The organism is Pseudomonas sp. zfem001 (assembly GCF_032621725.1).
GTDB lineage: Bacteria > Pseudomonadota > Gammaproteobacteria > Pseudomonadales > Pseudomonadaceae > Aquipseudomonas > Aquipseudomonas sediminis.
Genome location: NZ_JAVYJI010000001.1, coordinates 1,461,161 through 1,484,211, shown reverse-complemented (window position 1 = coordinate 1,484,211; position 23,051 = coordinate 1,461,161). Strand labels below are relative to the sequence as shown.

General features: G+C 62.7%; 21 protein-coding genes. 15 read left to right on the top strand and 6 right to left on the bottom strand.

Annotation, left to right across the window (positions count from 1 at the left end; genetic code table 11):
- The 11 genes from ubiH (at position 1) to RTH74_RS06865 (ending at position 9,974) form a co-directional block, all read left to right on the top strand.
- Entirely contained in the window at positions 1 to 1,185 is a 1,185-nt protein-coding gene (gene ubiH / locus RTH74_RS06915) for a 2-octaprenyl-6-methoxyphenyl hydroxylase (RefSeq protein ID WP_316914181.1), read from the top strand.
- Positions 1,186 to 1,263: 78 nt separating this feature from the next.
- Positions 1,264 to 2,481: a 2-octaprenyl-3-methyl-6-methoxy-1,4-benzoquinol hydroxylase gene (locus RTH74_RS06910; protein WP_316914180.1), complete on the top strand. Its 1,218-nt coding sequence runs from the start codon at positions 1,264 to 1,266 to the stop codon at positions 2,479 to 2,481.
- A 110-nt stretch (positions 2,482 to 2,591) separates the two neighbouring features.
- Complete coding sequence (locus RTH74_RS06905; RefSeq protein WP_316914179.1) at positions 2,592 to 3,593, top strand: extracellular solute-binding protein; 1,002 nt, start codon at positions 2,592 to 2,594, stop codon at positions 3,591 to 3,593.
- Between the two features lie 94 nt (positions 3,594 to 3,687).
- The gene (locus tag RTH74_RS06900; protein WP_316914178.1) at positions 3,688 to 5,304 is read left to right on the top strand and encodes an iron ABC transporter permease; all 1,617 of its coding nucleotides are present in this window, start codon (positions 3,688 to 3,690) and stop codon (positions 5,302 to 5,304) included.
- 300 nt (positions 5,305 to 5,604) lie between these two features.
- Positions 5,605 to 6,687 carry a glycine cleavage system aminomethyltransferase GcvT gene (gene gcvT / locus RTH74_RS06895; RefSeq protein ID WP_316914177.1) on the top strand — a complete coding sequence of 361 codons (1,083 nt, stop codon included), beginning with the start codon at positions 5,605 to 5,607 and terminating at the stop codon, positions 6,685 to 6,687.
- Between the two features lie 94 nt (positions 6,688 to 6,781).
- Positions 6,782 to 7,171 carry a glycine cleavage system protein GcvH gene (gene gcvH / locus RTH74_RS06890; protein WP_003458665.1) on the top strand — a complete coding sequence of 130 codons (390 nt, stop codon included), beginning with the start codon at positions 6,782 to 6,784 and terminating at the stop codon, positions 7,169 to 7,171.
- A gap of 325 nt (positions 7,172 to 7,496) precedes the next feature.
- Complete coding sequence (locus RTH74_RS06885) at positions 7,497 to 7,811, top strand: ArsR/SmtB family transcription factor (protein ID WP_296235771.1); 315 nt, start codon at positions 7,497 to 7,499, stop codon at positions 7,809 to 7,811.
- Positions 7,808 to 8,242, top strand: coding sequence for a YeeE/YedE thiosulfate transporter family protein (locus RTH74_RS06880; RefSeq protein ID WP_316914176.1), 435 nt, complete (start codon positions 7,808 to 7,810; stop codon positions 8,240 to 8,242). The genes RTH74_RS06885 and RTH74_RS06880 overlap by 4 nt, the downstream gene beginning before the upstream one ends.
- Positions 8,243 to 8,244: 2 nt before the next feature.
- The gene (locus RTH74_RS06875) at positions 8,245 to 8,664 is read left to right on the top strand and encodes a DUF6691 family protein (RefSeq protein WP_316914175.1); all 420 of its coding nucleotides are present in this window, start codon (positions 8,245 to 8,247) and stop codon (positions 8,662 to 8,664) included.
- 14 nt (positions 8,665 to 8,678) lie between these two features.
- Positions 8,679 to 8,867, top strand: a complete 189-nt coding sequence (locus tag RTH74_RS06870) for a YgaP family membrane protein (protein ID WP_074857615.1) — start codon at positions 8,679 to 8,681, stop codon at positions 8,865 to 8,867.
- Positions 8,868 to 8,984: 117 nt separating this feature from the next.
- Positions 8,985 to 9,974, top strand: coding sequence for a cytochrome-c peroxidase (locus RTH74_RS06865; RefSeq protein ID WP_316914174.1), 990 nt, complete (start codon positions 8,985 to 8,987; stop codon positions 9,972 to 9,974).
- Here RTH74_RS06865 and RTH74_RS06860 read toward each other — a convergent pair whose 3' ends face one another.
- The 6 genes from RTH74_RS06860 to RTH74_RS06835 all read right to left on the bottom strand — a co-directional run bounded on the left by RTH74_RS06860 (position 9,975) and on the right by RTH74_RS06835 (position 17,024).
- Complete coding sequence (locus tag RTH74_RS06860; protein ID WP_316914173.1) at positions 9,975 to 11,294, bottom strand: methyl-accepting chemotaxis protein; 1,320 nt, start codon at positions 11,292 to 11,294, stop codon at positions 9,975 to 9,977.
- Positions 11,295 to 11,378: 84 nt separating this feature from the next.
- Positions 11,379 to 12,485, bottom strand: a complete 1,107-nt coding sequence (gene aguA, locus RTH74_RS06855; protein WP_316914172.1) for an agmatine deiminase — start codon at positions 12,483 to 12,485, stop codon at positions 11,379 to 11,381.
- A gap of 70 nt (positions 12,486 to 12,555) precedes the next feature.
- A complete protein-coding gene (aguB, locus tag RTH74_RS06850; RefSeq protein ID WP_316914171.1) occupies positions 12,556 to 13,437 on the bottom strand; it encodes an N-carbamoylputrescine amidase in 882 nt (293 codons plus the stop codon).
- A 262-nt stretch (positions 13,438 to 13,699) separates the two neighbouring features.
- Positions 13,700 to 14,341, bottom strand: coding sequence for a TetR/AcrR family transcriptional regulator (locus RTH74_RS06845; protein WP_316914170.1), 642 nt, complete (start codon positions 14,339 to 14,341; stop codon positions 13,700 to 13,702).
- A gap of 74 nt (positions 14,342 to 14,415) precedes the next feature.
- Positions 14,416 to 15,474 (bottom strand): extracellular solute-binding protein, encoded by a 1,059-nt coding sequence (locus tag RTH74_RS06840; protein ID WP_316914169.1) that lies wholly within the window; start codon positions 15,472 to 15,474, stop codon positions 14,416 to 14,418.
- 170 nt (positions 15,475 to 15,644) lie between these two features.
- A complete protein-coding gene (locus RTH74_RS06835) occupies positions 15,645 to 17,024 on the bottom strand; it encodes a glutamine synthetase family protein (protein ID WP_099524587.1) in 1,380 nt (459 codons plus the stop codon).
- Positions 17,025 to 17,809: 785 nt separating this feature from the next.
- Here RTH74_RS06835 and RTH74_RS06830 point away from each other — a divergent pair.
- From RTH74_RS06830 to RTH74_RS06815, 4 genes are all read left to right on the top strand, one after another.
- On the top strand, positions 17,810 to 19,168 hold the full coding sequence (locus RTH74_RS06830) for a glutamine synthetase family protein (protein ID WP_074855158.1): 1,359 nt from the start codon (positions 17,810 to 17,812) through the stop codon (positions 19,166 to 19,168).
- Positions 19,169 to 19,253: 85 nt separating this feature from the next.
- A complete protein-coding gene (locus RTH74_RS06825; protein ID WP_316914168.1) occupies positions 19,254 to 20,627 on the top strand; it encodes an aspartate aminotransferase family protein in 1,374 nt (457 codons plus the stop codon).
- Positions 20,628 to 20,758: 131 nt separating this feature from the next.
- Positions 20,759 to 21,856 carry an extracellular solute-binding protein gene (locus RTH74_RS06820; protein ID WP_316914167.1) on the top strand — a complete coding sequence of 366 codons (1,098 nt, stop codon included), beginning with the start codon at positions 20,759 to 20,761 and terminating at the stop codon, positions 21,854 to 21,856.
- 67 nt (positions 21,857 to 21,923) lie between these two features.
- A complete protein-coding gene (locus tag RTH74_RS06815) occupies positions 21,924 to 23,018 on the top strand; it encodes a polyamine ABC transporter substrate-binding protein (protein ID WP_125881716.1) in 1,095 nt (364 codons plus the stop codon).
- Positions 23,019 to 23,051 lie beyond the last annotated feature (33 nt).

The window sequence follows — 23,051 nt, the reverse complement described above, 5'->3', positions numbered from 1 at the left end:
ATGTCACGCGTACAGCTGGCGATTATCGGCGGCGGTCTGGTCGGTGCCAGCCTGGCGTTGGCCCTGCAGGAGACGGCGCGTCAGCGTGGTTGGCGCATCGCCCTGATCGAACCCTTCGCGCCGGGCAGCGAGTACCAGCCCAGCTATGACGCGCGTTCCACCGCGCTGTCCTATGGCAGTCGGTTGATCTACGAGCGTCTCGGTCTGTGGCAGAGCATCGCTCAGCGGGCCGAACCGATTCAGCAGATCCATGTGTCCGACCGCGGCCGCTTCGGCGCCACGCGCCTGCAAGCCATCGAGGAAGGCGTGCCGGCACTCGGCTACGTGGTGGAGAACGCCTGGATCGGCCACTGCCTGTGGCAGGCGCTGGATGTGGATGTGATCGAATGGCGCTGCCCGGCCGAGGTGGTCGGCATGCAGCGCCTTGACGACGGCTATCGGCTGACCCTGAACGACGAAACCTGTCTTGACTGCGACCTGGCGATTCTTGCCGATGGTGGGCGTTCCGGTTTGCGCGAGCAGCTCGGTATCGGCGTCAGCAGCAAACCTTACGGGCAGAGTGCGTTGATCGCCAACGTCAGCCCGCTGGAAGCGCATCGTGGGCAGGCTTTCGAGCGCTTCACCGATGACGGCCCGATGGCGCTGCTGCCCTTGAGCGACAACCGCTGCGCGCTGGTCTGGACGCGCGCAGCGGCTGACGCCGAGCGCCTGCAGCGCGTCAGCGAGGCCAGCTTTCTCAGCGAGTTGCAGCAAGCCTTCGGTTATCGCCTGGGCGCCTTGCAGCAGGTCGGTGCGCGACATCTCTACCCGCTGAGTCTGGTCGAGGCGCAGGAGCAGGTGCGTCCGCATCTGGTGGTGTTGGGCAACGCCGCGCACAGCCTGCACCCCATCGCTGGCCAGGGCTACAACCTGTCGCTGCGCGATACCCTGGCGTTGGCCGAAGTCATCATCGGTAGTGAGGCTGCACTGGGCGAGCTTGCCACCCTGCAGCGGTACCAGCAAAGGCAGCAGCTCGATCAGCAGATGACCGTCGGCTTCTCCGATCAGGTAACGCGCCTGTTCAGCAACGCGCAGCCGCTGCTGACCGCCGGGCGTAACCTGGGTCTGCTCGGCCTCGATCTGCTACCGCCAGCCAAGCGCTGGTTCGCCCGGCAGGCCATGGGTATGGGAACCCGTAATCTATGACCGGCCCTGTAGGGTGCGCTGTGCGCACCAGCCGGAAGCCAGGGTGCGCACAGCGTGCCCTGGGGTTTAAGGAGTGATATGCGCGCGGATCTGATCATCGTCGGTGCCGGTATGGTCGGTAGCACCCTGGCTCTGGCGCTGGAGCACAGCGGTCTGGATATTCTGATCGTCGACGGCAGCCCGCTGAGCGTGTCGCCCTTCGATGCGCAGGCGCCGTTCGAGCCGCGCGTCAGCGCATTGTCGATGGCCAGCCAGCGCATTCTCGAGCGCCTGGGCGCCTGGCCAGGCATCGCTGCACGGCGTGCCTGCCCCTATGGCGAGATGCGCGTGTGGGATGGCTCCGGTACCGGCAGCATTCACTTCGCTGCCGCCAGCGTGCATGCCGATACCCTGGGCCATATCGTCGAGAACCGTGTGGTGCAGGACGCTTTGCTAGAACGTCTGCACGACAGCCAGATCGGCCTGTTACCCGGCGCACGCCTGGAGCAACTGCGCCGCAGCGGCGATGACTGGCTGCTGACGCTTACCGATGGCCGTCAGTTGCGCGCACCGTTGCTGGTCGCGGCCGACGGCGCCAACTCCGCAGTGCGTCGTCTGGCCGGTTGCGCTACGCGCGAATGGGATTATCTGCACCACGCCATCGTCACCAGCGTGCGCTGCGAGCGTGCGCACCAGGCCACTGCCTGGCAGCGTTTCACCGATGACGGTCCGCTGGCCTTCCTGCCGCTGGCCGGGCCGGCCGGCGAGCACTGGTGCTCGATCGTCTGGTCCACCGTACCGGTCGAGGCTGAGCGCTTGATGGCGCTGGACGATGAGGCCTTCTGCGCCGAGCTGGGCAAGGCTTTCGAATCCCGCCTGGGCAAGGTGCTGCATGCCGATCGCCGTCTGTGCATCCCGCTGCGTCAACGCCATGCCAAGCATTACGTGGAGCCGGGGCTGGCGCTGATCGGCGATGCTGCGCACACCATCCACCCGCTGGCGGGGCAGGGCGTCAACCTGGGCTTTCTCGATGCGGCGGTGCTGGCCGAGGTGCTGCTGCATGCCGCTATGCGAGGTGAGAACCTCAGTGATGAGCGCGTGCTGAGCCGTTTCGAGCGTCGGCGCATGCCGCACAATCTGGCGATGATGGCGGCGATGGAGGGTTTCCAGCGTCTGTTCCAGGCCGATCCGTTGCCGTTGCGCCTGCTGCGCAACGTCGGCCTCGACCTGGTCGACGGCCAGGCCGAAGCCAAGGCGCTGTTCGTGCGCCAGGCGCTTGGGCTGGCCGGCGACTTGCCGGAACTGGCGCGAGCCTGAGCTGACGCAACTTGTAATAACTGCCGCGTGTGGTCTTGCTGTTTACGTTGAGAAGGTAAATAACATTCACTACTATTCAGCCACTTTGTAATCCACAAGAGGCTGGTCCCATGAAGGCTCGTAACGCGCTCCTCGCCGCATTCACTCTCAGCACCCTGGCAACTGCCGTCCAGGCTGCCGATGAAGTGGTGGTCTACTCCGCCCGCATCGATGAGCTGATCAAGCCGGTGTTCGACGCCTACACCGAGAAAACCGGGGTCAAGGTGAAGTTCATCACCGACAAGGAAGCCCCGCTGATCGCCCGCCTCAAGGCCGAGGGCGCCAACACCCCGGCTGACCTGCTGATCACCGTCGACGCCGGCAACCTCTGGCAGGCCGAGCAGGAAGGCGTGCTGCAGCCGACCAAGTCCGACGTGATCGATGCCAACATCCCCGCTCAGTATCGCTCCAGCACCGACAGCTGGACCGGCCTGTCGCTGCGTGCACGGACCATTTTCTACTCCACCGAGCGCGTCAAGCCGGAAGAGTTGTCCACCTACGAAGCGCTGGCAGACAAGAACTGGGAAGGCCGCCTGTGCCTGCGCACCAGCAAGAAGGTCTACAACCAGTCGCTGACCGCCACCCTGATCGAAGCCCATGGCGCCGAGAAGACCGAAGAAATCGTCAAGGGTTGGGTCAACAACCTGGCGACCGACGTGTTCCCGGATGACACTGCGCTGTTGCAAGCCATCGACGCCGGCCAGTGCGACGTGGGCATCACCAACACCTACTACTATGGCCGCCTGCACAAGCAGCAGCCGGATCTGAAGGTCAAGGCGTTCTGGCCGAACCAGAACGACCGTGGCGTGCACGTCAACCTGGCCGGTGCTGGTGTGACCAAGCATGCACCGCATGCCGAACAGGCCAAGAAGCTGCTGGAGTGGATGACCACCGCAGAAGCGCAGAGCATCTTCGCCGGTGTTAACCAGGAATACCCGGCCAACCCGGCGGTGAAACCTTCTGCCGAGGTGGCTTCCTGGGGCACTTTTAAGGCCGATACCGTGGCCACCGAAGTGGCTGGCAAGCGCCAGGCCGAAGCGACCATGCTGATGGACCGCGCTGGCTGGCAGTAAGCGCGTAACGATCATCGACGAGCACAGCGCTGCCGTTATACTGCGACGCCCCGCCTAGCCGGGGCGTCGTCATTTCCGTAGTCGAGGAATCCGCGTGCCGCATCCCGTCCAGCGTCGCTGGTACCCCATCGTCCTTGCCGTCGCCGTTCTGGTGTTGATGCCGCTGTCGGTGCTGCTGCTGAGCTGGCACGACGTGGATCAGCAGATCTGGGTGCACCTGTGGCAGACGCAGATGGCGCGGCTGATCGGTAACACACTGACGCTGGTGATCGGTGTCGGCGTAGGGGTGACGCTGCTGGGGGTGAGCCTGGCCTGGCTCACCAGCCTCTGCGAGTTTCCCGGTCGGCGCTGGCTGGACTGGGCGCTGATGCTGCCTTTCGCCATTCCCGCTTACGTGCTGGCATTCGTTTTCGTTGGCCTGCTAGATTTCGCCGGCCCGGTGCAGACGCTGCTGCGCGAATGGTTCGGCAGTGGCTTGCGCCTGCCGCGCGTGCGCTCGACCGGCGGGGTGATCATCGTGTTGGTGCTGGTGTTCTATCCCTACGTCTATCTGCTCGCCCGTGGCGCCTTCCTGGCTCAGGGCAAGGGCTTGATGGAGGCGGCTCGGGTGCTCGGGCAAAGCCCCTGGCAGGCGTTCTGGCGGGTGGCGCTGCCAATGGCGCGACCGGCCATCGGTGCTGGTCTGGCCCTGGCAATCATGGAGACCCTGGCCGATTTCGGCGCGGTGTCGGTGTTCAACTTCGATACCTTCACCACGGCGATCTACAAGACCTGGTACAGCTTCTACAGCCTGACCAGTGCTACCCAGCTGGCCAGCCTGCTGCTGCTGGCCGTGGCGTTGGTGCTCTACGGCGAGCGTCGTGCCCGCGGCGCCGCACGACCGGCCAACGAGCGGCCGCGCGGCAAGGCGCTGTATCACCTGCACGGCTGGAAGGCCTTCGCGGCCAGCGCCTGGTGCGGTCTGGTATTCGCCTGCGCCTTCGTCATCCCGCTGCTGCAGCTGCTGGCCTGGTTCTGGCAGCGCGGCCGCTTCGACCTCGACGAGCGCTACGCCGGGCTGATCCTGCATACCCTTTACCTGGGCGGCATGGCGGCACTGATCACCGTCAGTGTGGCCATGCTGCTGGCCTTCGCCCGCCGCCAGGCGCCGAATCGTGGCGTGCGCTTCGGTGTCGCGCTGGGCAATCTCGGCTATGCCTTGCCGGGTTCGGTGCTGGCGGTGGCAATCATGCTGGCGTTCAGTTTTTTGGATCGTGAACTGGTGATTCCGTTGTCCACGGCGTTGGGCGGTGCGGGCAAGCCGTTGCTGATGGGGAGCCTGACGGCGCTGCTGGTAGCCTACCTGATCCGCTTCATGGCGGTGGCCTTCGGACCGCTGGAGACCAGCCTGGCGCGTATTCGTCCGTCCCTGCCCGAGGCCTCGCGCAGCCTTGGCGTTGGCAGCTTCGGGCTGTTCTTCAGGGTCTATCTGCCACTGCTGCTGCCGGGCACCTTGTCGGCAGCGCTGCTGGTATTCGTCGACGTGCTCAAGGAAATGCCGGCGACCCTGCTGATGCGTCCGTTCGGCTGGGACACGCTGTCGGTACGGGTGTTCGAAATGACCAGCGAGGGCGAGTGGGCGCGCGCCTCGCTGCCGGCGCTGACCCTGGTGCTGGTTGGCCTGCTGCCGGTGATTCTGCTGATAAGGCGCTCGGCCCGCAGTTTCGGTTGAGGGCCTCTGGTCCAGGCCCTGGGCTTAGACATATACAGGCTCGGATCACTGCGCGACCTTTGGTCAGATGACCCCCGCAGACCTTGCGGCTACAATGCGCGCCATTCGCGAGTCGGGGTAACCCGACAGGATTCGTCTAGAAGCGTCTCCGAGGCCGCCAGTGCAAGGCGCAGGCAAACGAGAAAGCGCAGTGTGCTCCTGCACATGAGCATTTCGAGTTTGCCTGCAACGCAGCAATGGCAACGCAGGTAGCTTCTAGGGGTCTGAATCGCTTCGCCAAGCCCGGAAGGAGATTTACCCATGGGACAGCGCACCCCCCTCTATGACCTGCACCTGGCACTGGGGGCCAAGATGGTGGACTTCGGCGGCTGGGACATGCCGCTGCACTACGGTTCGCAAGTGGAAGAGCATCATCAGGTGCGCCGCGAGTGCGGCGTGTTCGACGTCTCGCACATGTGCGTTGTGGACGTAAGCGGCAGTCAGGCGAAGGCCTTCCTGCAGCGTCTGCTGGCCAATGATGTGGCCCGCCTGGAAAGCCCTGGCAAGGCGCTTTACAGCGCCATGCTCAATGAGCAGGGCGGGGTGATCGACGACCTGATCGTTTACCTCACCGAGGGCGGCTACCGCCTGGTGGTCAACGCTGGCACCCGTGACAAGGACCTGGCGTGGATGCATGCCCAGGCGAGCGACTTCGACGTGCAACTGCGCGAGCGTCGCGATCTGGCTATGCTCGCCATTCAGGGGCCGAAGGCGCGCGCACGCGTTTCCGAGCTGCTGAGCCAGGCCCGTGCCGCACTGATCCACGAGCTCAAGCCGTTCCAGGGCCTGCCCGAGGGTGACTGGTTCATCGCGCGTACCGGTTATACCGGCGAAGATGGCCTGGAAATCGTGCTGCCGGTGACCGAGGTGGTGTCCTTCCTCAACGATCTGGTCGGTGCCGGTATTTCGCCCATTGGCCTTGGCGCCCGTGACACCCTGCGCCTCGAAGCGGGTATGAACCTCTACGGCCAGGACATGGATGAGCAGGTCAGCCCACTGGCTGCCAACATGGCCTGGACCATCGCCTGGGAACCAGCCGAGCGCGATTTCATCGGCCGTCCCGCGCTGGAGGCGCAGCGCGCCGACGGCTGCCCGAGCAAGCTGGTTGGGCTGGTGCTGGAGGAGCGTGGCGTGCTGCGTGCGCACCAGGTGGTGCGCGTCGACGGCATCGGTGAGGGCGAGATCACCAGTGGCAGCTTCTCGCCTACGCTGAACAAATCCATCGCGCTGGCGCGGGTGCCGGCCGCGACCGGGGATCGTGCCGAGGTGGAGATCCGCGGCAAGTGGTACCCGGTGCGGGTGGTCAGGCCGAGCTTCGTGCGCAACGGTAAAACCCTTATCTGAATCATCAGGTCGCGGTGCTGGCTTCCCCTGGCGCTGCGGCCTGCTAAATTGTCCAGACGGCCCACTTGCCGTCACCGTTTACGAGGAATCAAACATGAGCAATATCCCCGCCGATCTGCGTTATGCCGCCAGCCACGAGTGGGCGCGCCTGGAGGCTGACGGTAGCGTGACCGTGGGCATTTCCGACCACGCCCAGGAAGCCCTCGGCGACGTGGTATTCATCGAGCTGCCGGAAGTCGGCAAGCAACTGAACGCCGGCCAGGAAGCCGGTGTGGTGGAGTCGGTCAAGGCTGCCTCCGACATCTATGCGCCGGTTGGTGGCGAAGTCATCGCCATCAACGAAGCGCTGGCTGACAGCCCGGAAAGCGTCAACAGCGACCCGTATGGCAGCTGGTTCTTCAAGCTCAAACCGAGCGACACCAGCGAGCTGGACAAGCTGCTGGACGCTGCCGCCTATCAGGCCGCTGCTGACGCCGACGCCTGATTCATCAGGCCTCGCCCCGGAAACCCGCTGCGGCGGGTTTCTGCGTTTCTGGGCTCTGCTAATGAATTCGCGTCCAGGGCGTCAGTGATAGCCCGTATGTAACCCTGGGAGTGACGATACCCCCTGTAGGAGGCGCTTTAGCGGCGAGTTCTTTTCGCGGCTAAAGCCCCTCCCACGATTTGTACTGTGCATGCATCGGTTGATGTAAGTCGGCACGCTCTTGTAAGGCCCGTTCAATTCCCTCTTTAGCCGCTGGTCGGTTGGGCTAACACTTGCTCGAAATACAATATATAAAGATACATATTGTATTAAGTGAAGGTGTTCCATGACTGAGCCCATCGATATCCAGCAGCTGCGCGTCAATGCCGACGCCGCCGGGCAACTGCTCAAGGCGTTGGCCAATCCTGATCGCTTGTTGCTGCTCTGCCAGCTGTCGCAAGGCGAGCGCAACGTCAGCGAGCTGGAGGCGCTGCTCGGTATCCAGCAGCCGACGCTGTCCCAGCAACTGGCGGTGCTGCGCCGCGAGGGGTTGGTGGAAACCCGTCGTGACGGCAAACAGATCTTCTATCGCATCAGCAGCCCGGCGGCGCTGGCGGTGATCGAGACGCTCTACCGTCTGTTCTGCGAGGGCCGGCAATGAACATCGACTGGGCCGGCTTCACACCCTGGAGCGCCCTGGCAGGAGGGGCGCTGATCGGTCTGGCGGCTGCCATATTCGCCTTGGCCAATGGCCGGGTAGCGGGTATCAGCGGCCTGCTCGGCAGCCTGCTGCAGCCTCAGGGCGAAGGGCGCGGCGAAAAAGCAGCGTTCCTTGTTGGCCTGCTTCTGGCGCCCTTGCTCTGGGGATTGTTCGCGGCATTACCGTCGATTCATTTCGAGACGAGCAGTCTCGGCTTGATCGTCGCCGGCTTGCTGGTCGGTATCGGCACCCGTTATGGCTCGGGCTGCACAAGCGGCCACGGCGTTTGCGGTATTTCTCGCCTGTCGCCGCGCTCGATGCTGGCAACCCTGTGCTTCATGGCCACGGGTTTCGTCACGGTCTTTGTCCTGCGTCACCTGCTGGGGGCTTGAGGATGGTCAGACTCAGTGCATTCGCCTGCGGCCTGCTGTTTGGTCTGGGCCTGCTGCTAGCGGGCATGGCCGACCCGGCCAAGGTGCTGGCTTTTCTCGATCTGGCCGGAAATTGGGATCCCTCGCTGGCGCTGGTGATGGCGGGGGCCATTGCAGTCGCAGCAGTGCCGTTGAACGTGGCGCAATGGCGCGCCAGGGCACTGCTCGGCGGCGCCATGCAGTTGCCGACGCGTCGTGACCTCGATGCTCGCCTGATCGGCGGCAGCCTGCTGTTCGGGGCCGGTTGGGGTATCGCTGGCATCTGTCCGGGGCCGGCTGTTGCCATCCTGCTGACCGGGCACTGGCAGGCCCTGCTGTTCGTCGCGGCGATGCTCGCCGGCATGCTGCTCTTTGCTGCGCTGGAAGGCCGGCGCGGACGTTGACCTGGAGAACCTCGATGAAAGCCAATGTTGGAACGCTCGACCGCAGTCTGCGCATCGCCGCAGGGTTGATCCTCATTGCGCTGAGCCTGGCCGGTGTCATCGGTCTGTGGGGTTGGATCGGTGTGGTGCCACTGGCGACCGGCATCTTCCGTTTCTGCCCGGCGTATCCATTGCTGGGTATCAACACCTGCAAAATGAAATGAAACATATCCACTGAGGCGAGATGCGCATGCGACTTGATGCAGATCAAGTCGCCCCGGGTGTGCGCTGGGCATGGTCGAGACATAACCAGAACAGCCAATACCTGAGGAGATACACACATGCGCACTCTGACCCTGCTGGCCGGATTGTGCTTGGGCGCCAGCGCCTGGGCCAATCTACCGGCCAACGAACCCGTCGAGCCGATCGCACCGGCCGAGATCACTGATCCGGCCAAGGTGGAGCTGGGCAAGCAGCTGTTCTTCGACCCGCGCCTGTCGCGCTCGGGGTTCATTTCCTGCAACTCCTGCCACAACCTGTCGATGGGAGGCAGCGACAATCTGCCGAGCTCCATCGGCCACAACTGGCAGCAAGGGCCGATCAATTCGCCGACCGTGCTCAATTCCAGTCTCAACCTCGCGCAGTTCTGGGATGGCCGCGCCGCCGACCTCAAGGAACAGGCCGCCGGCCCTATCGCCAACCCAATGGAAATGGCCTTTACCCACATTCTCGCCATCGACGTGCTGCGCTCGATCCCGCAATACCGCGAGTCGTTCAAGGCCGTGTACAAAACCGACGAGATCACCCTGGACGAAGTGACCGATGCTATCGCCGAGTTTGAGAAGACCCTGGTCACGCCCAACTCGCGCTTCGACCTGTGGCTCAAGGGGGATGCTGAGGCCATCACCAAGACCGAGCTGGAAGGTTACGAGCTGTTCAAGTCCATCGGCTGCGTGGCTTGCCACAACGGCCCGGCACTGGGCGGCAACTCGTTCCAGAAGATGGGCCTGGTAGAACCCTATGAAACCAGCAACCCCGCCGAAGGCGTTGCCGGTCTGACTGGCAAGGATGCCGACCGCTTCAAGTTCAAGGTGCCGACCCTGCGCAACGTCGAACTGACCTATCCCTATTTCCACGACGGTGCCTACTGGAAGTTGGAAGAGTCGGTGGACATCATGGCGCGTCTGCAGCTCGGCCGGCAGCTGAGCGAAGGCGAGATTGGCAAGATCACCGCCTTCCTCAAGACCCTGACCGGCGAGCAGCCGAGCTTCGCCCTGCCGATCCTGCCTCCGTCGAACAATGATACGCCGCGGCCGCAGCCATTCGAGTGATCAGTACTCTTCCAGCGCCTCGGCGAACTGGCGCACGGCATCGACAACCTGCCGTGCGCCACTCTGGATTTCCTCGATCACCTGCCCGGCCTGGTTGACCAGCTCCACACCCTGCTCGACCTTTTGCTGACTGGACTGCATGTTGTCCACGGCGTCTTGCGCTAGCTCGTGGTTGCGCTTGACCACCTCGACGATCTCTACCGTGGCCTGTGCGGTGCGCGCGGCCAGGCTGCGTACTTCATCAGCGACCACGGCGAATCCGCGGCCCTGCTCGCCTGCGCGCGCCGCTTCGATAGCGGCGTTGAGGGCCAGCAGGTTGGTTTGCTCGGCAATGCCGCGGATGGTCTGCACGATGCTGCTGATCATTTCCGACTGCTGACTGACCGCGCTAATGCCCTCGGCTGCGCGGGACAGCTCGTCGGCGATGCCGCGCACCATCGTGACGGTTTCGCTGATCACCTCGGCGCCATGCCGGGCACTGTCGTCGGTGCGTTGGGAAATTTCATAGGCAAGCTTGGCTGCATCAGATTCGGCCTGTTGCTGGTGCACCTGCGGGGTGATGTCACGGGCGAACTTGACGATCTTGTAGAGGGTGCCGCTGGCGTCGAACACCGGATTGTAGGTGGCGCTCAGCCAGATGATGTCGCCGTGGCGGTTGATGCGCTGGAATCGCCCTGAGAAGAATTCGCCGCGATTCAGGCGTGCCCAGAAGTCGCGGTAGGCAGGCGAGTCGGCCTCTTCGCGGGTGCAGAACAGGCGATGGTGCTTGCCGCGGATTTCGTCCAGGCGGTAGCCCATGGTCTGCTGGAAGTTTTCATTGGCATCGAGTACCTCGCCCTTGAGGTTGAAGGCGATTACCGCCATGGAGCGGCTGATGGCCTCTACCATGCTGTTCTGTTCCTGCTCGCGAATGACCTGTGCAGTGATGTCCGTGGCCAGTTTGAGCACGCCTTCGACACGGCCATCTGCGCCGCGGATCGGGTTGTAGCTGGCTTCCAGCCAGACCTCCTGGCCTTGCTTGTTGCGACGACGGAAGCGCTCACGGATGTACTCGCCGGCCGCCAGGCGTTGCCAGAAGCGGCGGTACTCGGCGCTGGACTGGTATTCGGGGAAGCAGAAGATGCTGTGATGCTGGCCGACGATCTCCTCCAGTCGGTAACCCATGGTGGTGAGGAGATTGTCATTGGCGCTGACGATGGTGCCGTCAGGCTTGAATTCGATCATGGCCGTCGAACGATCGACGGCAGCCTTCCTGGCAAGCGAGGACTGCAACTGCTGACGAGCTACTTCCAGTGCTCGCTTGAGGGCTTTGTTGAACATGATGTGCTCTTGAAGGTGACGGGTTGATCCCGACCAATCTTATCGGCTTGGTCAGGATCAACTTGAAGGCCTTCAGCGTACTTTTCAACTGCCTTGCGGGGCTGGCTGCTGCTGGGTGATGCAGTGGATATTGCCGCCGCCCAGAAGGATCTCACGGCCTGGCACCATCACCACGCGATGCTCGGGGAAAATACGCTCAAGAATGGCGCGCGCCTCTTCGTCCTTCGGGTCATCGAAGCTCGGCGCGACAATGCCGCCGTTGACGATAAGGAAGTTGACGTAGGAGCCGGCCAGGCGAACGTCCGGGCTCCGCTCTTGGCTGCCGTCGACGATGTCGATGCCCGCGCACTCTTCGGCGGTGGCATGAATCGGGCCGGGAATCGGCATCTTGTGCACGGTCAGCTGACGCCCCTTGGCGTCGCGCACGCTTTCCAGCACACGCATGGCGGCCTGACAGCGCGGGTAGTTGGGGTCATTCACATCGTCGGTCCAGGCCAGCAGCACTTCACCGGGCCGCACGTAACAGCAGAAGTTGTCGACGTGGCCGTCGGTTTCGTCGTTGTACAGACCGTCCGGCAGCCAGATCACTGTGTCGATGGCCAAGTGCTCGCTCAGCACGGTTTCGATTTCTTCGCGCGACAGGTGCGGGTTGCGGTTCTTGTTCAGCAGGCACTCTTCGGTGGTGATCAGGGTGCCTTCGCCATCGACATGGATCGAACCGCCTTCGAGGACGAAGCCTTCGGTGCGATAGCGCTTGCAGCCTTCGATCTCGAGGACCTTGCGCGCCACCTGATCGTCACGCAGCCACGGCCAGTACAGGCCGCCATCGAAGCCGCCCCAGGCGTTGAATGCCCAGTCCACGCCGCGCACTTCGCCATTGGCATTGGTGACGAAGGTCGGGCCGGTGTCGCGCACCCAGGCGTCGTCAGTGGTGATTTCCACCAGGCGGATGTTGTCGTCATCCAGGCGCGCGCGGGCGTTCTCGTACTGCGCCGCGGACACGCAGACGGTCACCGGTTCGAACTGGGCGATGGCCTTGGCCACGGCGGTGAAGGCTGCCTGCGCCGGCTTGCCGCCGTTGCGCCAGTTGTCCGGGCGCTCGGGCCAGACCATCCAGGTCTGGCTGTGTGGTGCCCACTCGGCGGGCATGTGGAAACCATCGGCGCGTGGAGTGCTGGTCAGCGTGGTCATGTTTCACCTGTAGCCCGGATGCAATCCGGGGAGTCGTGAGAAAAGGCCCCGGATTGCATCCGGGCTACGTTCACTCGCAGCGGTTTTCACCGTCGAGCGTGGAAAGCGGCCAGTATAGGTTCGGCCGGCGGTCGCGGAACACACCCCAGGCGGTGCGTACCTTCTCCAGTTCGCTCAGGTCGAAGCTGTGCACCAGCACGCCTTCTTCGGTCTGGTTCAGCTCCTCGACTTTCTCGCCGAACTGGTTGGCGATGAACGAGCTGCCGTAGAAGGTGATGTCGTAGCCGTCCTGCTCCTCGCGGCCAATGCGGTTGCTGGCTACCAGCGGCATCAGGTTGGCGCCGGCATGACCCTGCTGCACACGCTGCCAGTGGTCGCGCGAGGTGATGTTGGCATCGTGCGGCTCGCTGCCGATGGCAGTGGGATAGAAGAGGATTTCCGCGCCCATCAGCGCCATGCTGCGCGCGCACTCGGGAAACCACTGGTCCCAGCAGATGCCCACGCCGATGCGCGCATAAGCGGTGTCCCAGACCTTGAAGCCGGTATCGCCCGGGTTGAAGTAGTACTTCTCGTGATAGCCGGGGCCATCGGGAATATGGCTTTTTCGATAAATCCCGAGATTGGTACCGTCGGCGTCGAGGATAGCGATGCTGTTGAAGCGGGCGCGGCCGGCACGCTCGAAGAAGCTGATCGGCAGCACCACCTGCAGTTCGGCAGCAACTTTCTGGAAGTGCGCGATAGCCGGATTTTCCTCCACCGCGGTCGCCAGCTGGGTGTAGTCGGCGTTGGGCTTCTGGCAGAAGTAGGGGGCCTCGAACAGCTCCTGGATCAGGATGATCTGCGCGCCCTGTGCGGCAGCCTGGCGTACCAGCCTCTCGGCAGTGGCGATGTTCGCGGGCGTATCCCAGGAGCAGGCCATCTGGGTCGCAGCGACGGTAACGATACGGGACATAAAGCACCTCTTGGCTCGTTCGCAGGCCGCTCCGGCGGCCTATTCAGAGTGCCGTGGCTGGACTTGGCCAAGGCTTGATGTTCGATTTATATCCGATAAATATCGGTATTAGAAGATGCTTTTGGTCGGCAGAGCGAAATAAATACGATTTTTATCGGATTTATATTGGTTCGGTCGTAGGGGCACAGGCCGCTTAGGGTGCGCGCAGCGGTCGGCCACGCCGTCAGATGTCATCGGTGCGCACGGCGCACCCTACGGGGGATTACGCCAGCGGTGCAGGTCTTTTCGGCAGTGCGGCCGGCAGGTACAGGCCCAGGTAGGCGTCGAATACGCGCATGCCTTCCTCGGCCAGGCGTGGCGTGATTTCGCCGTGCAGCTGTACGGAGCGGGCATAGACGCGATCACCCAGCTCCATGGCCAGGGCGAAGACATCGATATCCATCGGTAGCTGCGGCAGGGGGAAGTGGCGGTCGAACAGCGCCTGCATCAGGCGGCCCAGTTCGATGTCGTGCTGATGGTCGGCCTGGGTTACCTCGGCCAGGCCATGCTGGGCGAGGATCAGCTGGCGCGCTGCGGCGTCGCGCGCGTAGATGCCCAGCATACGTTGTTCGACGATGCGCGACAGGTCATGCCAGGTGTTCAGGCGGGCGTGTTCGACCGGCTCCTGCAGGCAGGCGCGGAAGGCTGCGTGCACGTCTGCAGTCAGCCCTTCGAGCAGTGTCGGCACGCTGGCGAAGAAGTGGTACACCGACGACGGTGGAATGCCTGCGTGCTCGGCCACCGTGTATATCGACAGGTTGGCCATGCCCTGCTCGGCCAGCAGTTCGCGTGCTGCCGCCAGTATCACGGCGATCCGTGCCTGGCTGCTGGCGCGTGGCTTGCGGGTGCTGGCGGGGCGCGACATGGCTGAGTCCTCGTGGGTCGAGGCGCTATTGGACGTCAGCAGGCGGCGGCGAGGCAAGCATCGCCGTACACGCCTCAGATACCGTCGCGAAAGCGCTGCCAGACGTTGCTGCGCACCTGCGCATGTTTCTCCGAAAGGACTTCCAGCGGATACAGGCGGCGTTTGGTGTCCTGATCCGGGTACAGGCCGGGCTGCGCCAGCAGGGCGCTGTCGATGAACTGCGCGGAGTTTGCATTACCGTTGGGGTACAGCGTCTCGGCGGTGATCTGGGCGATGACCTGCGGTTGCATCAGGTAGTCGATGAAGCGGTGAGCGAGGTCCGGCCGAGCGGCGTTGGCAGGAATCACCAGGTTGTCGATGAACAGCACCGAGCCTTCGTCCGGTACCACGAAGCGTACCGGCTGGCCGGCCTGCGCCGCGGCAAGGGCGTCGCCGACCCAAGCCATGGCCAGGCACAAGTGGCCGCTGCTGAGATCTTCGATATAGCGCTCGCTGTCGACGTAGCGCAGGTTCGGGCGTAGTGCCTCGAGCACTCCGCCGGCGCGCTCGACCCGGCTTGGTGCGCTGCGGGCAAGGCTGCGGCCCTGGTAGTTGAGCAGCAGCGACAGGGTTTCATCTGGCGCATCCAGCACGCTGATGCCGCAGCTGGCCAGGCGCGCGCTCTGTTTGGCATCGAACAGCAGGCTCCAGCTGTCCGGCAGTGGTCCGCCATAGGCCGCCTCGGCCTGCGGCGTGTTGATCGCCAGACCGACCGCGCCCCACAGGTACGGCACGGCGTGCTGGTTCTGCGGGTCGACCGCGGCCAGCTTGCTGAGCAACTGCTTGTCGAGGTGTGTGCGGTTGGGTAACTGGTTGAAATCCAGCGGACGAATACGGCCGCTGGCGATCAGCCCTGGCAGATCGTTGTGCGAGGGCACCGCGATGTCGATGGGCTGGCCGCTTTGCAGTGCGGCGGCCAGTTCTTCAGCACTGGCGAAGGTGTGGTACTCGACCTCGATGCCGGTGTCGCGCGTGAAGTTTTCCAACACCTGCGGCGCGATGTAATCGTTCCAGTTGTAGACCCGAATGCTGTCGGCGGCCTGGGCCAGGCCACAGCTCAGGCCTAGCAGGACGGCGGCAAAAACGCGTTGCATGAGTAGCTCCCCGATGGATGAAGGCAACAGTATCCGGCGGTCTTGGGCGCCGGGGGTTGATTCATGTCAGCGGAGTCGCCGTGCGGCGAACCGCTGGCCCCGGTGCAGAGCACTGGAGCAGGCAGTTGGCAGGCAAAAAGAAGCCGGCTCTGCGGCCGGCTTTCTCGGTTTTACACGGTGTGCAGGTACCAGTTGTACTCGAGGTCGGAGATGGTGGTCTCGAACTCCTCCAGCTCGGCTTCCTTGCACGCGACGAAGATGTCGATGTACTTCGGATCGATGTATTTGTTCAGCACTTCGCTGTCGTCCAGCTCGCGCAGGGCATCGCGCAGGTTGTTCGGCAGGCTCTGTTCGAGCTGTTCGTAGGAGTTGCCTTCGATCGGCTCGCCCGGTTCGATCTGGTTGGTCAGACCGTGGTGGATACCGGCGAGAATCGACGCCAGCATCAGGTAGGGGTTGGCATCGGCACCGGCGACGCGGTGCTCGATGCGTACCGCGTCAGCACTCCCGGTCGGCACGCGCACGGCCACGGTGCGGTTGTCCAGCGCCCAGCTCGGCGCGTTGGGCACGTAGAACTGTGCACCGAAGCGGCGGTAGGAGTTGACGTTGGGGCAGAGGAACGCCATCGACGCGGACATGGTGTCGAGGATGCCGCCGACGGCATGACGCAGCGAGGTGTTCTCCAACGGATCTTCGGCAGCGAAGATGTTCTTGCCGGTCTTCTTGTCGAGCAGCGAGATGTGCACGTGCAAGCCGTTGCCCGCCTGGCCCGGATAGGGCTTGGCCATGAAGGTGGAGTCCATCTCATGGTCGTAGGCGATGTTCTTGATCAGGCGCTTGAGCAGCAGCGCGTAGTCGCAGGCCTTGATGGCGTCTTCGACGTGGTGCAGGTTGACCTCGAACTGCGCCGGGGCACTTTCCTTGACGATGGCGTCGGCCGGGATGTCCTGCTCCTTGGCGGCTTCGAGCATGTCCTGCAGGCAGTCGACGTACTCGTCGAGGTCATCGATCAGGTAGACCTGAGTCGAATGCGGACGCTTGCCGGAGATCGGCGAGCGTGGTGGCTGCGGGCGACCGTTCACGTTCTCCTGGTCGATCAGGTAGAACTCCAGTTCGAAGGCTGCGCAGATACGTAGGCCCAGTTCGTCGAACTTCTGTACCACCTGGCGCAATACCTCGCGCGGGTCGGCGAAGAAAGGCGTGCCGTCCAGCTCGTGCATGGTCATCAGCAGTTGCGCAGTGGGGCGCTTCTGCCAGGGCTCGTTGCACAGGGTATTGGGGATGGGGAAGCAGATACGGTCGGCGTCGCCGATGTCCAGACCAAGGCCGGTGCTTTCGACGGTGGAACCGTTGATGTCGAGCGCAAAGAGCGAGGCGGGCAGGTTGATGCCTTTCTCGTACACCTTGTGCAGGGCGTTTCGATCGATGCGCTTGCCGCGCACCACGCCATTCATATCTGCAATAAGAAGGTCGACGAACTGGACCTCAGGATGTTCCTTAAGGAACGCGTTCGCTTCGTTAAGCTGAACGGCACGCGGGGGTACCGACATGATGCAACACCTTTTTGTTAAATATATCAATCATGCGACTGCATGGGTGTGAGTCAATCCGAAACGCACTTTACTGTCAAGCAGGCCCGATGATGCCCTGTAGTGGGGCGTGATGGCCATTTTTGGGGCGTTTCAAGGCCTTTCAGGGTGGTTCAACCGGCGTCTTTTCAGGGTGCTCAGTGGGGTGTGTTCAATTTTTTACAGAGCTATTGTGTAAAAAAATGAACAAGGCTAAGCTCGGTTCAAACCCATAACAGCAATAATACGGGTGTCTCATGTTTTGCCTGCCGACCATCGGCGTCAGCGCTTGTTCCAGCACCACCGGTCACGCTACCTCTGTCCTCGTTCGCGAGGCGGGCCTGCACATCATGCGGGTTACCAGGGTCAGCATGCCTGGCGGCGCGGCAACACGGCAGCATCTTTCCCCTGCGGCATCATCGTCGCTCAGTCTGTGTCATCAGGTCTTTCGCTCACTCAATACCCTGCACGATAGCGTACGCAGCCGTGCAATGCCCCTTGGCCGGCTTCGTGCACTGCACAAACCATGCTCCAGGTTTGTCGGGATCGTGCTATGCCGCGAGCTAGACAGTGCGGTTTTGGTGAGCAAGGGCGGGCGATTTTCTTTCTGTGGCGTGCAAAGTCGGGTGTCGGAGGTGTCGCACCCCTAGTAGCATCCACCCGAATATCTCGCCTTCTTCCAGGCCTTTGGTGAGGCTTGCAGGGAGGAGGCGGGGCAACGCTGAACCGGCTATAACCCTAGTTGGTTCTACAACCCTGAGGTCTCTATGAGTACCAAGTTAGACCAGCTCACGAGCTGGCTGAAAGAACGCAAAATCACCGAAGTCGAATGCCTGATCAGCGACCTGACCGGCATTGCCCGCGGCAAGATCTCGCCGACCAACAAGTTCCTCGACGAGAAGGGCATGCGCCTCCCCGAGAGCGTGCTGCTGCAGACCGTGACCGGCGACTACGTCGAGGACGACATCTATTACGACCTGCTGGATGAGGCGGACATCGACATGTTCTGCCGTCCGGACCCCAACGCTGTCTTCGTCGTGCCCTGGGCCATCGAGCCCACCGCCATGGTGATCCACGATACGTTCGACAAGCAGGGCAACCCCATCGAGCTGTCGCCGCGCAACATCCTCAAGAAGGTGTTGCAGATGTATGCCGACAAGGGTTGGAAGCCCATCGTCGCGCCGGAGATGGAGTTCTACCTGACCAAGCGCAACAGCGACCCGGACTTCCCGCTGGTGGCGCCTGTTGGCCGCTCCGGCCGCCCGGAAACCGGCCGTCAGAGCTTCTCCATCGACGCGGCCAACGAGTTCGACCCGCTGTTCGAAGACATGTATGACTGGTGCGAACTGCAAGGCCTGGATCTGGACACCCTGATCCACGAAGAAGGCCCGGCGCAGATGGAAATCAACTTCCGTCATGGCGATGCACTGCACCTGGCCGACCAGATTCTGGTGTTCAAGCGCACCATGCGTGAGGCCGCGCTCAAGCATGACGTGGCAGCCACGTTCATGGCCAAGCCGATCACCGACGAGCCGGGCAGCGCCATGCACATCCACCAGAGCGTGGTCGACATTAAGACCGGCAAGAACATCTTCTCCAACGAAGACGGGACGATGAGCGAGCTGTTCATGCATCACATCGGGGGGCTGCAGAAGTACATCCCCGAGCTGCTGCCGCTGTTCGCGCCGAACGTGAACTCGTTCCGCCGCTTCCTGCCCGATACCTCGGCGCCAGTGAACGTGGAGTGGGGCGAGGAGAACCGTACTGTGGGCCTGCGCGTGCCTGAGGCGACTCCGCAGAACCGTCGCGTGGAAAACCGCCTGGCCGGCGCTGACGCCAACCCGTACCTGGTGCTGGCAGCCACTCTGCTGTGCGGCTACATGGGGATGGTCGGCGGGGTGAGACCCGGTGCACCGGTCAAGGGGCGTGGTTACGAGCGTCGCAACCTGCGCCTGCCGGTGACCATCGAGAGCGCTCTGGAGCGGATGGAAGCGTGCAAGGACGCCGAGAAATTCCTCGGCGAGAAGTTCATCCGTGGCTATGTCGCGGTCAAGCGCGCCGAGCACGAGAACTTTAAGCGCGTGATCAGCTCCTGGGAACGCGAGTTCCTCCTGCTGTCGGTGTAATGGGCTACCGGCCGCGCCTGGCGCGGCCGGTGCCACGAATCTCTGCGTAGCGCCGCTGGCGCTGCGTGTTAGCAAGGTGTTGGCAATGAACAAGCAAGCGAACAACCCCAAGACCGCCCAGTGGCAGGCCCTGAGCCAGGCCCACCACCTGGCGCCGTTCAGTGATTACAAGCAGCTGGCCGAAAATGGCCCGCGCATCATCACCGAGGCCAAGGGCGTTCATCTGTGGGACAGCGAGGGCAACAAGATCCTCGATGGCATGGCCGGCTTGTGGTGCGTGGCCGTCGGCTATGGTCGCGAGGAGCTGGTCGCCGCCGCCGCCAAGCAGATGCTGCAGCTGCCGTTCTACAACACCTTCTTCCAGACCGCGCACCCGCCGGTGCTTGAGTTGGCCCACGCCATTTCCCAGCTGGCGCCGGCGGGCATGAACCACGTGTTCTTCACCGGTTCGGGTTCGGAAGGCAATGACACCATGCTGCGTCTGGTGCGCCACTACTGGGCATGCAAAGGCCAGCCGAACAAGAAAATCATCATCGGTCGCGACAACGGCTACCACGGCTCCACCGTGGCCGGGGCTAGCCTCGGCGGCATGAAATTCATGCACGAGCAGGGCGACCTGCCGATCCCCGGCATCGCTCATATCCCGCAGCCGTACTGGTTCGGCGAGGGCGGCGATCAATCGCCGGAAGAGTTTGGTATCTGGGCTGCCGACCAGCTGGAGAAGAAGATTCTCGAGCTGGGCGAAGGCAACGTTGCAGCGTTCATCGCTGAGCCGATCCAGGGCGCCGGGGGCGTGATCATCCCGCCGGAAACCTACTGGCCGCGCATCAAGGAAATCCTCGCCAAGTACGACATCCTGTTCGTGGCTGACGAAGTGATCTGCGGCTTCGGCCGTACCGGCGAATGGTTCGGCAGCCAGTACTACGACCTCAAGCCTGATCTGATGACCATCGCCAAAGGCCTGACCTCGGGCTACGTGCCGATGGGCGGGCTGATCGTCAGTGACAAGGTGTTCGAAGTGATCGAAGCGCATGGCGATTTCAACCACGGCTTCACCTATTCCGGTCATCCGGTGGCAGCGGCGGTGGGTCTGGAGAACCTGCGCATTCTCAAGGAAGAGGGCATCGTCGAGCGGGTGAAGGCAGAAACGGCACCGTATTTGCAGAGTCGTCTACGTGAGCTGGCCGATCACCCGTTGGTGGGCGAAGTGCGCGGCGTCGGCATGCTTGGCGCCATCGAGTTGGTGCAGGACAAGGCGACGCGCACACGTTATCCGGGTGACAAGGCGGTAGGCATGATCTGCCGCGGCCACTGTTTTAACAACGGTCTGATCATGCGCGCCGTGGGCGACACCATGATCATTGCGCCGCCTCTGGTGATCAGCCAGGCGGAAGTGGATGAGCTGGTGGAGAAAGCACGCAAGTGCCTGGATCTGACCCTGCGTGACCTGTCGGTCTGAAAGCCCGCAGTCACGGAAAGTTGTCAGCGGTGCCATGACCTTGCCAGACTGCGCCAGAGTGCGCGAGCCGACCTGATTGGAACGGTTTGCGCGACCTCTGGAATAACGACACAACAACAGGAGCTGTACGCATGAAAACATTCGGCAAGACCCTTCTCGCGTTGTCCCTGACCGCGGCCGTGGCAGGCGCTGCTCAGGCTGACGACAAGGTGCTGCATGTCTACAACTGGAGCGATTACATCGCCGAAGACACCCTGGCCAACTTCGAGAAGGAAACCGGCATCAAGGTCGTCTACGACGTCTTCGACAGCAATGAAGTGCTGGAAGCCAAGTTGCTGGCTGGCAGCTCCGGTTACGACGTAGTGGTCCCGTCCAACCCCTTCCTGGCCAAGCAGATCAAGGCTGGCGTGTTCCAGAAACTGGACAAGTCCAAGCTGCCGAACTGGTCGAACCTGGACAAGGATCTGCTCAAGGCCCTGGAGCCGAGCGACCCGGGCAACCAGTACTCGATCCCCTACATGTGGGGCACCATCGGCATCGGCTACAACGTCGAGAAGGTCAAGGCCGTGCTCGGCGAAGACGCGCCGGTCGACTCCTGGGATCTGGTGTTCAAGCCCGAGAACATGGAAAAGCTGAAGTCTTGCGGCGTTTCCTTCCTCGATTCGCCGACCGAAATTCTCCCGGCCGCTCTGCATTACCTGGGCTACGCTCCGGACAGCAGCGACAAGGGCGAGCTGCAGAAAGCCGAAGAGCTGTTCATGAAGATTCGTCCTTCGGTGGCTTACTTCCACAGCTCCAAGTACATCTCCGACCTGGCCAACGGCAACATCTGCGTCGCTATCGGCTACTCGGGTGACATCTACCAGAGCAAGGCACGCGCCGAAGAAGCGAAGAACGGCGTGGAAGTCGGCTACAACATTCCGAAGGAAGGCGCGGGTTCCTTCTTCGACATGTTGGCGGTGCCGGCTGACGCCAAGAACGTCGAAGCTGCACACGCGTTCCTCAACTACCTGATGGAGCCAGCGGTGATGGCCAACATCACCAACTACGTGCAATTCCCCAACGGCAACGCCGCAGCCACGCCGCTGGTGGATGAAGCACTGCGTACCGACCCGGGCGTATACCCGACGCCGGAAGTGCTGAAGAAGATCTACACCTTCCCGGACCTGGCTCCGGCGGTGCAGCGCACCATGACCCGCAGCTGGACCAAGATCAAGTCCGGTCGCTAAGCGACGAAGCAACGCCGCCTGGCGGGTTCGCCCGCCAGGTACCCAAATCGCAAGAAGAGGAAACGTCATGCGTCGTTCTACCCTGCTGGCTGGCCTGATCGCCGCTGCCATTGGTATGTCTGTTGCCCAGGCCGCCGACCGTGTGGTCAAGGTCTACAACTGGTCCGACTACATTGCGCCGGACACCATTGCCGAGTTCGAGAAGGAAACCGGTATCAAGGTGGTGTATGACGTTTTCGATTCCAACGAAACCCTCGATGGCAAGCTGGCCACCGGACAGAGCGGCTATGACGTGGTGGTTCCGACCAACCACTTCCTGGCCAAGCAGGTACGTGCCGGCACCTACCTGAAGCTGGATAAATCCAAGCTGCCCAATCTGGTCAATCTCGACCCGACCATCATGAAAAACCTGGCCGCGGGCGACCCCGGCAACGAATATTCGGTGCCCTACCTATGGGGCACCAACGGCATCGGCCTGAACGCCACCAAGGCGCGCGCCGTGCTCGGTGACGATGCACCACTGGATTCCTGGGAGCTGCTGTTCGACCCGAAATACGCCGAGAAGCTCGCCTCCTGCGGCATCGCATTGCTCGACTCTGGCGACGAAGTGCTGCCGCAAACGGTCAACTACCTGGGCCTGTCGCCGCATACCACCAAGCGTGAAGACTACGAGAAGGCCTATGAGCAGCTGATGAAGGTGCGCCCTTACATCACCTACTTCCACAGCTCCAAATTCATCTCCGACCTGGCCAACGGCAACATCTGCGCCGCCTTCGGCTACTCCGGCGACGTGCTGCAAGCCGCTGACCGCGCCGAAGAGGCCGGCCGTAGCGACGAGATCATCTACATCATTCCCAAGGAAGGCACCGCCATGTGGGCGGACCTGCTGGCCATCCCCAAGGACTCGAAGAACGTCGCTGAAGCCCACGAATTCATCAACTACCTGCTGCGCCCCGACGTGATCGCCAAGATCAGTGACTACGTCGCCTACGCCAACCCCAACCTCAAGGCCACCGAGCTGGTCGACGAGAGCGTACGGGACAACCCAGGCGTTTATCCCAGTGAGGAGGTCATGGCCAAACTCTATGTTGCCGAGGAGCGTACGCCCGAGGTGCAGCGTTGGCTGACCCGTGACTGGACGAGAATCAAAAGCGGCCGCTGATCGACGAACGATTTTCCTATAAAGTGCCGCGCT

Excerpts from the sequence above, each read along its gene's own strand:
- ubiH (WP_316914181.1), top strand. The coding sequence starts at position 1 with ATGTCACGCGTACAGCTGGCGATTATCGGCGGCGGTCTGGTCGGTGCC.
- RTH74_RS06910 (WP_316914180.1), top strand. The coding sequence starts at position 1,264 with ATGCGCGCGGATCTGATCATCGTCGGTGCCGGTATGGTCGGTAGCACC.
- RTH74_RS06905 (WP_316914179.1), top strand. The coding sequence starts at position 2,592 with ATGAAGGCTCGTAACGCGCTCCTCGCCGCATTCACTCTCAGCACCCTG.
- gcvT (WP_316914177.1), top strand. The coding sequence starts at position 5,605 with ATGGGACAGCGCACCCCCCTCTATGACCTGCACCTGGCACTGGGGGCC.
- gcvH (WP_003458665.1), top strand. The coding sequence starts at position 6,782 with ATGAGCAATATCCCCGCCGATCTGCGTTATGCCGCCAGCCACGAGTGG.
- RTH74_RS06885 (WP_296235771.1), top strand. The coding sequence starts at position 7,497 with ATGACTGAGCCCATCGATATCCAGCAGCTGCGCGTCAATGCCGACGCC.
- RTH74_RS06880 (WP_316914176.1), top strand. The coding sequence starts at position 7,808 with ATGAACATCGACTGGGCCGGCTTCACACCCTGGAGCGCCCTGGCAGGA.
- RTH74_RS06875 (WP_316914175.1), top strand. The coding sequence starts at position 8,245 with ATGGTCAGACTCAGTGCATTCGCCTGCGGCCTGCTGTTTGGTCTGGGC.
- RTH74_RS06870 (WP_074857615.1), top strand. The coding sequence starts at position 8,679 with ATGAAAGCCAATGTTGGAACGCTCGACCGCAGTCTGCGCATCGCCGCA.
- RTH74_RS06865 (WP_316914174.1), top strand. The coding sequence starts at position 8,985 with ATGCGCACTCTGACCCTGCTGGCCGGATTGTGCTTGGGCGCCAGCGCC.
- RTH74_RS06860 (WP_316914173.1), bottom strand. The coding sequence starts at position 11,294 with ATGTTCAACAAAGCCCTCAAGCGAGCACTGGAAGTAGCTCGTCAGCAG.
- aguA (WP_316914172.1), bottom strand. The coding sequence starts at position 12,485 with ATGACCACGCTGACCAGCACTCCACGCGCCGATGGTTTCCACATGCCC.
- aguB (WP_316914171.1), bottom strand. The coding sequence starts at position 13,437 with ATGTCCCGTATCGTTACCGTCGCTGCGACCCAGATGGCCTGCTCCTGG.
- RTH74_RS06845 (WP_316914170.1), bottom strand. The coding sequence starts at position 14,341 with ATGTCGCGCCCCGCCAGCACCCGCAAGCCACGCGCCAGCAGCCAGGCA.
- RTH74_RS06840 (WP_316914169.1), bottom strand. The coding sequence starts at position 15,474 with ATGCAACGCGTTTTTGCCGCCGTCCTGCTAGGCCTGAGCTGTGGCCTG.
- RTH74_RS06835 (WP_099524587.1), bottom strand. The coding sequence starts at position 17,024 with ATGTCGGTACCCCCGCGTGCCGTTCAGCTTAACGAAGCGAACGCGTTC.
- RTH74_RS06830 (WP_074855158.1), top strand. The coding sequence starts at position 17,810 with ATGAGTACCAAGTTAGACCAGCTCACGAGCTGGCTGAAAGAACGCAAA.
- RTH74_RS06825 (WP_316914168.1), top strand. The coding sequence starts at position 19,254 with ATGAACAAGCAAGCGAACAACCCCAAGACCGCCCAGTGGCAGGCCCTG.
- RTH74_RS06820 (WP_316914167.1), top strand. The coding sequence starts at position 20,759 with ATGAAAACATTCGGCAAGACCCTTCTCGCGTTGTCCCTGACCGCGGCC.
- RTH74_RS06815 (WP_125881716.1), top strand. The coding sequence starts at position 21,924 with ATGCGTCGTTCTACCCTGCTGGCTGGCCTGATCGCCGCTGCCATTGGT.